4 protein-coding genes are annotated in these 8,563 nt (G+C 54.7%); all 4 read right to left on the bottom strand.

Translation table 11 applies throughout. The features are described from left to right. Nucleotides 1-5,433 (bottom strand): beta strand repeat-containing protein (locus ACR0MP_RS21870; protein WP_480888097.1); only part of this gene is annotated, 5,433 nt, incomplete at its 3' end. Between the two features lie 65 nt (nt 5,434-5,498). Beyond that, nucleotides 5,499-6,632, bottom strand: coding sequence for a TIGR03032 family protein (locus tag ACR0MP_RS21865; RefSeq protein WP_480888095.1), 1,134 nt, complete (start codon nt 6,630-6,632; stop codon nt 5,499-5,501). A 508-nt stretch (nt 6,633-7,140) separates the two neighbouring features. Beyond that, nucleotides 7,141-7,707 (bottom strand): TetR/AcrR family transcriptional regulator, encoded by a 567-nt coding sequence (locus ACR0MP_RS21860; RefSeq protein WP_480893916.1) that lies wholly within the window; start codon nt 7,705-7,707, stop codon nt 7,141-7,143. A 96-nt stretch (nt 7,708-7,803) separates the two neighbouring features. Continuing rightward, on the bottom strand, nt 7,804-8,563 hold a 760-nt coding region (locus tag ACR0MP_RS21855), incomplete at its 5' end, for a helix-turn-helix transcriptional regulator (protein ID WP_480893914.1).

Genomic DNA, 8,563 nt, shown 5'->3' with positions numbered 1-8,563 from the left:
GCCCGATACCGACACATCGTTATCCGCGTTGCTTGCAAAAACCGTCAGGTCGCCAGTGCCCTCATTCGTCGCTTCAATCGCTTCCCGGCCACCCGAAACGTCACCAAAGGCATAGACCGTCAGATCAGTAGCAGCTGTCGCACCAGTTGAGGCCTCGTTGATGGCGTAAATCGCCTGATCGGCAGTTGCTGTCGCGCTGTCGACTTTGATCTCGACCGCGCCACCATTCGTATTGCGGGCGTGAATAGCGCGTTCATAGCCAAACACATAAGCCGTGCCAGTGGAATTCGTGGCATTAATTGTGATTCCGCCAGTGCTGGATGAATAAGCCGCAATCCCACGAGTGGCATTCCCACGAACATCGCCGGTCACTCCAACATCAACGTCGCCCGTGCCATCCAAATTCGCCGCGACGATCCCCGATGTGCCCCCAGTAACGTCCACAACATCGATATCGATGTTCCCACCGCCGAAGCTACGGGCATCAACTCCGAACAAGTTTCCTGAAATCGTATCGGTCCCAAGGGTCTGGGTCGCGGTGATTTTCAGATCCCCTGTCCCCCGGTTGGACGCGTATATTCCACGCGTGCCGCCAGAGATGTTGCCGTAAGTGTAGATCGTCAGGTCGGTCGCAGGCGTCGCGCCCGTTGAGGTCACATTGGCCGCGTAAATGGCCTCATATTGTGTGGCCGTGGCGTTGTCGACTTTGATCTCTACTGCGCCGCCATTGGTATTGCGGGCAAAAATTGCGCGTTCATAGCCAAACACATAGGCGGTGCCATTGGTATTCGTGGCATTGATCGTTATGTTGCCGCTGCTCGCGGAATAAGTCGCAATCCCGTGAGAGGCATTCCCAAACACATTGCCAGCTACGTCGACGTCAATGTAACCTGTGCCACCCAAATTCACCGCGATGATACCTGTCTCGCCAGCAGTGACGTCCACCGCATCGATATCGATGTTCCCATCGGTTTGGTTAATGGCGTAAATCCCCGTTTCCTTAGCCGAAATCACCTCGGTCCCCAGGGGCTGAGTCGCCGTGATGGTGATACCGCCTGTGCTGTCGCTTTTTGCATAGATGCCGTAGTAGTCTGTGCCACTTACGTTACCCGCGACAATATCAATTTGCCCGGTTCCACCGGTGATAGTGGCGTGTATCCCTGTGGTCGCAGCTGTGATGGAGCCATTGGTCTGCGTGGCATGGCCAATTGAGATATTTCCACCAGAGGTCGTCGCGTAGACACCGTTGCCAAGATCACTGGTAATGTAACCGTTTGCGGTTTCATCACCAATGTTGATGTCCCCGCAGGTATTGACATAGATGCCATCGCCCGTGCGTGTGCTGATACCAGTGCCACCCCCAACGCCTTGGATCGAAACATCACCGCAGGTGGTGGCGTTGCTGTTTTGGGCGATGACTTCTATCGCATGATAGTCCTCAGCGTTTCCTGCACTCGGCGGGTCGGTGGACTGGACCCCGTCAATATCTCGGAGCGTCACGTCACCGCCGGTCGTCGTGATCGATATGCCCTCCCTGAATTGGCCAGTGACGGTCCCGGAGTTTTCGACTGTGACATCGCCGGTTTCGGCGACCAGAAAAATGCCGACGGATCCGAGCACATCACCAATCCGGTCTTCGGCCGCGGCTCCTCCGATATTGATGGAACCGCCACCGTCTGTTGAAGCGGTAATTCCCGCAGATAACCCAGTACCGAAAGCGAGGCCAGTGTCACGGGATGGTGCATCTGAATTGACGTTACCTATCCCGGCGATATCAACATTGCCACCACCTTCGGCCTTGGCAGAAATACCGGCGCCACCTCCCGTGGTCACAAATAGATCAATGTCTTCAATATTCTGTATAAGAATACTGCCTCCGTTGACGGTTTCAGCAGTAACGCCGCTGAGGTCGATGTTGACACCATCACGCAGGTAAACTTCGCCGAAGTCTTGTATGGTGACATCATTCCCGTCGGAGCTTCCAAAAATAGCAACACTTTCATCACGCGTCACAGAAGATGAAGCATCAGACAGCGTTACGACGGCATTGTCACCCGCTACATTGTAGCCACTGATGATGACAGCTCCGCCGCCGTCGGCTATACCAGAGATACCTGTTGTCCACGCGGTCACAGTTCCGGCAACCGAGATGCCCAGATCGCCCGTGCCAGAATGCTCAGCCACAATACCAGCACCTGATGAACTCGTTACACTGGCCGCACCGTCCACCAGCGCGCTCACATCCCCGTTCGCTGTGATCGTAGATGTTGATGTATTGCTGCCGGTTGTACTTTCGATACCAACGCGAACAGCGGTCACCGGACCATTGGTGGTGATCGATGAATAGCCGGATCCGTTATTTGTGGCGACGATCCCGGAACGGGGACTGGAGACTGCCCCATGCGTAACGACTACGAGGTCGGTATTCGCCGCCGATGCGTTCGCTACGGCAAGGGCGTTGAAGTTTGTATCTGTTCCGATCACATTGTCAGCGGCAACCTCTGTTCGGCCACCAACGTCATTTGTGACAATGATACCGACCCTTCCCGATGTAGACGCGGTGCCGTTTGTGTTGGTTGCTCTTATAGTGACATTACCGGTGGATTGGCTGTTGGCCACAATGCCCGCAAACCCGCCATCAACGGTACCAGTGGTGGTGACACTGATGTTTCCATCGCCACCGTTGGCATAAGCGGCGACCCCACGACCATCGCCGCCGTTGGTCAATTCGATGTTGCCAGCGTTGATATTGATATTGCCGCCATTGGCGTTGGCCTGGATACCGTTGAAGTTCTCCGAAGTTGTTGTTAAGTCGCCGCGCGCCTCGATGTTGACATCGCCTGTGCCGCTGTTCCGCCCACGGAGGATGCCGCTGCCTGCAGAAACTGCGTTGGTGACAATATCGATATCTTGGGTCGCGCTTGCATCTGAAATCAGCGCTTCCACACCGCGCCGACCGGCTGTGATGTTGCCCACAGGCGATGGGTTTCCCCCGTCTACGCCGATGCTGATCTGGCCGGTTGTGGTCGACACGTTGATACCATCGCCACGGGCGCTGTTGATCCCTCCAACCTCGCCAACACCAAACACATGAACTGATCCGGTACCCCCATCAATATCGATTGCATGGGTGACAGCGGCAGTGTTGGTCGTTGTGACTGTTCCAACGTCAGAGACAGATACATCGCCGTCTGCCGTGGTGATACCGATCGCGGTTCCTGCGTCAGACGACACCTCCTCGAGTGTGCTTATCGTGACCTGCCCGCTTTGCGTATCTGCCCGGACCCCGTACGCACCGCCCCGGACGATACCGACCAAATCACCGTCGGTATCGACTGAGCCACTCACATCAACCAAAGAAAGTGTCGAGTTACCCGACGTTCTTGCATTGATCCCGGCACCGTTTGTGCCGACAATTGTGTTTGTTACATCAATGTCGATATTGCCGGTACCGGTGTTGTTTGCATTAATCCCGTTTTGGTCACCCGTGGTCCGGCCGGCTGTGATCCGGATATTTCCGGTCCCACCGGAAATATAGCTGTAAATCGCGTCCGCTGCCCGGCTGAGAACGACGCCATTGGCGGATATGTTGCCCATGAATATGTTGCCGCCCGCAGTAACAGCATTGATACCATTGCCATCGACGCTGCGAACACCAAATACACCACTGTTCCCGGTGTCTTGAATGGATATGCTTCCATTGCCACCTGTCTGAACCTCAATCGCGTTACTTCCACCGGCCACCGAAGCGACCCTCTGGACACTGTCGATTAGGATGTCTCCGGATTGAGAGGTCAAAACGAGAGCTCGATTGTTGCCGCCAATGTAGCGAAAATCTTCGACCGTGACCTGGCCCGAAACGGTGGAGATCACGGCAGCGTCGGTGAGACCACGAATGCTGTTGCTGGTCGAGTCGCCCGTGACCGTGATATTCGCGCCGGACGTTATGTTGGCCAGCAAACCCTCGTAGCGATTGCTGCCGACTGCGAAGCCATCAACATCGATATCAACATCACCACTGCCGGAGTGGTTTATGACGATGCCCCGATTGCCGACAATGAAATCTTCTTCATCGAGACCGGCCTGAATATCCAGCGCGGTACCGGTTGATGTGACATTAATAGCAACACCCGTTCGAGAACGGATCATGCCCGCTGTGATAGTTGTGGCCCCGCCGCCTTGATTGTTAATCTGTATACCATCTTCGTCGACATTGATGTCGCCAGCGGATGTATCCACGGTGACCGCGTTCGCCGTCCCGTCAATGGCGGCGTCAGCAAGCACCTCTATCAGAACGCCGTATTGGGTCGGCGTCGGCTCAGGGTCGATCAATGTGCCGTTATCGATGATGTTGATCTCGGTGCCAATTGAGCCGGTCGTCACCGACACATCCCCACCCGCGCCCTGCAAAATCCGAACGCCCGTACCACTGACAACAACCCGGCCCGGACCAATTATATCGTCCGCACCACTTATATCGACTGTTGTATCGCCATGATCCGTCCCCGGTGCACCGGGAACCCAGTTTGCGATTTCAACTAAGTCACTGTCGACATCACTCCCAATGCTTTCGGGGGACACCCTGCCGCTGAGTGTGACCGTCACATCGCTATTGGCACCTTCATTTGATATGTTGACTGCGTCAGCGTCATTGCCGAACTGGATTCCTTCATCGACGCTAACTTCGACCTCATTGTCTCCGGCAACGCTAGTGATCGTGACGCCGGTGCCGCGGATCGCTGTCAATTCGTTCGCCGTCACAGAAATATCTCCGGACGGGCTCTGATTGTCGATCCGAATGGCTGTCCCAAACTGGCTGGAGATGCGCTGTTCGGCTTCGATTGTGATGGCCTGATCAGATCGGATGTTCCTACCAACTATGTTGATTGTATCGCCATCCGCCAAGAGGAAACCGGCGGTTCTGACAGTTATGCCCCCTCCGAAACTTCCACCAGCGTACTGTTCGATATCAAACACGTTGGTCAGGTTCGCTCCTTCAGCAAACGCGATTATCTGATCGAAGTAGTAGGTGTCAGGGGGGGTTGGAAGAGGATTTGTCTCGATAATCTCAATTCCGTTGTAAGCCCCAACTCGCACAATTGGACTGTAGTTTGGGTCCGGTGGCGCTGGTGTATTCCCGTTGAGCGTGATCGAGACATCCCGACGATCCAGGTAGCCATCCCCAAAGCCGCTGTAGACGTTGATAATTCCGTCAAATACGTAGGGGGCGGTTGTCGTTATCGCGTCAGTACAATCGATAACGACACGTTCGATGATTGAGCCGGTGTTAATCGAAGATGTACAATCCGCCGCCGCAGAGGTGGCTAAGCCAGCCGAAATTGCTGCGACTATTGCCGTCGTGGCCACCGCTCCCCATAGGTTCAACCCGGCTTCGGATGCGTGGCTCGCTGCCCGCCCTGCGACTTTGGTCATCCGACCACCGCGCAGATTGGATGAGCGCTCTCGCGGCGATTGCGCGATGCACTTCTTGCCTTTCACTACACCTTCATCCCTTCGAATGTGATCAGTCCCCTGACCTCGTCCGAGTTTGGTGCGACCGCCATGGGGCAAACTGTGTTCGGAATGACCTCAACATCATAGACTTCGCTCACAGCGCCATCGATGCGGAACCAATCGACGCAAGAGCCTTTGTTCAGGTCGATGATTTGCACGCCGCACCAGGGCTCTGAATCCGTTTCGCGCAGCCGACTATCCAGCTCCAAACCCTCAAACCGCTTGTAGCGCGGCTTGGACAGACCAACGAACGCCATGCTATCGACAAAACTCAAGCCGCGCAGAAAGCCAGGGCAAAAGACCCGTGGTGCAAACTTGCCTTTGCCCTTCCTATCAAATTTGATAACGCCAAGCTCACCAGTACCTGAGTTCAGCAACCAAAGTTCGCCATTATGTATACGTGGCGAATGTGGCATTGACAGTCCTTCGCAGACGATCCTGTTCTTGGCCACATCAATCACGACACCGCCATCGCCACGGCGGTCGCGCCAGCCGTCGATTGTATTCGATTTTGAGACGGCGGTGACATATCGTGGTTTACCGTCCTCCATCGCCAAGCCATTCAAATGGCAGCGATCCTCATCGACAGTGTCGGTGATAAAGGGGGGGCGCCAGATCTCCTCAAAAGAATGCTTGTCAGACGGGACGGCAAGACAGTTGAAACGCGTATTAACAAAGATGGGACGGCCAGCATCATCAAGGCCGACATCATGCGCATCAAGTGCGCCGGTCACATGTGTGATCCGCGGCGCGAAGCACTTATCAAAAAGGCCGTTTGCCAGTTGTTCAGATGAAAGTACATTTTCAAACCGCATGACTTGAAAGCCTGCGGTCATGGTCATCCCACTGCCCAAGTCGCCCGTCTGCTTGACCGACAAACCCATAGGGCGAGGCATGAATGATTGGTGGACGTTGATACCGCCCTGGCGGTTTCGCCCAACAAGATACAAAATATTGGACTGATACGACGTCAGGCCAAATGAGGCGTTCAACGCGGAAAGCCGCGCAAGCAAGCCGCCTGAGACCGAATATTCGACCTTTGGAGCACTACCCCCTTGCGGTGCGGCCATCGGTTTTGATGCCACATCGCCTTCTATCTTTTCTAAAGCCCCGGTCATGAACAACCTTCTCCCATCTGCATCCAAAAACTCTTCACGTATGAACTAAACTGACTCTCGAGCTTCCAGCGTTCTGTTACGGTGTTGGGGCAAACAACCTATCAGTTTTTGGGTCATCAACTCAGACCGAGGTTTCCCGGTACAATTGGGATAACTCTTACGACCACGATTTACCGACCACCGTCTGATTTCTACTTATCGCGGGGCACACCTGTCTTTAGCGCTCTGTCTCAATGTTGTTTGCATAACGTCTCAGATCGCGAGGGGGCCGCACAAAATCCCGCTGAGTGCATTTCGTTGGGCGAGGCTTGAGTCTGAAATGCGCGCGGCTTTGGCCGGGCAGGCACGCTCAACATCAGACGGTTTCCGCGGTGGATCGCTTTCGCAAACAACATTCGCATCTTTTGGCTACGGTTTGGCCAATGACGCCATGTGTGGGAACATAAGCCTTTGAACACGAGGAGGTTGTCAAATCGGATGAAGTGCCTGCAAGCGCACGATGCCAATGTTATTCGCCTGCGTTCGAACTCAGGACTGACCCGATGAGCTGGGTCGCCACGACCTCAAACGACTGAGGGCGGTTCATCGCCCTTACCGTAACCAGTGCACCGCAGAGCCCTGCCAAAATCGCTTCTGGTCGGCCTGTATCAGGCTCGCAGTCGAAGGCCGTTTCGATCCATTCGGTAACAACCGAATAGTATTCCCGGGTGACGGTAGCGACTTCATCCGGAAGAGCAAGGATCTCAGATCCGTAGAGCACGCAAAGGCACATCTGGTCGTCGGTTCTGGCCGCTTCTCCCCAAACCTCCAAAATCCTTTTGAGTGGATCTGGAGCATCTGGCGGGCCCAACGCTTCGATCAAAGCGGTAATGTAGCGTTTGAGAAGCGCGACGGCGAGTGCCTGCTTGTCTTCGAAGTGCGACCGCAAGACATCGCTCGGCAGGCCGGCACTGGCGGCGATATCGTCTAACTGAAAGCAAAAATAACCCCCTTGGCGCGCCACATGTTCAGCAGTGTCAAGAATCTGCGTTACCTGTTGAGCCTCAGAAGTGGGTACGAGCGTTTCCGTTGCCAATTGATAAATCACCTGTCAGACAGTTCATGACACCATCGTCAACTCACAACCCACAGGCTACGCTATCCGCGAATTTTTACCAACGATACCCATCGGTTATAGGCCTTCAGCGAGCCAGCTGTCAAATGTTGTATTGTGCTGGATGAGTTCAAAACAAGCAGCTGTTTGGCCACTTGGGATGTCTGTCACAGGCTTCACCACAAATGAACTGGGAGACGCCCCGAACTCACGCCGAAAAGCGTGGGAGAAACTGCTGACGTCAGCGAAGGCATACTTCTCGGCCATTTCGGCGACGATGCCTCTGCTCCCCTGTGACAGCGATAGATCGAGCATCGCACGGTGAAGCCGGTTGCGTTGTATATATTTTGCGATACCACCGTCGCGTTCGAACTCGCGGTACACCGTCGCACGTGAAGCGCCAAAGGCGTTGCAGACCCGTTCTGTCGACAGCTGCGGATCACGAAGATTTTCGCGAATGAACGACCTCAGAGCAATACCGCGCGCTCGCGCAAAAATATCCCGGTCGGAACAGGGGGGGTAGACACTTTCAATAAGGCTTTTGACGAAACTGGAGATGGATCCGCTGACAACCAGACTGTCATCTTGCAGTTGTTGTGCGAAACCAAGCATGGAAGTCTTCAAAACAGAAGACAGCAGGTTCGCAATTGGAGATCCGGCGGCCAGAACGATGTTGTTTGGGACTCTGCCGGCATCAAAATCAAGCGCTTCAAAAGGGATGTAGGCCGTCACAAACTCGAGATCAGAGGCGATGTACTGTTGTTCCTGCCCGTATGAAAAGATGTGGACGTCACCCGATCCAAAGCTCAAGAGTTCGCCTTGGAAAACACCACGAATC

The organism is Ruegeria sp. K3 (assembly GCF_056531845.1).
This window is presented reverse-complemented; position numbering and strand designations above follow the sequence as displayed.

Excerpts from the sequence above, each read along its gene's own strand:
- ACR0MP_RS21865 (WP_480888095.1), bottom strand. The coding sequence starts at position 6,632 with ATGACCGGGGCTTTAGAAAAGATAGAAGGCGATGTGGCATCAAAACCG.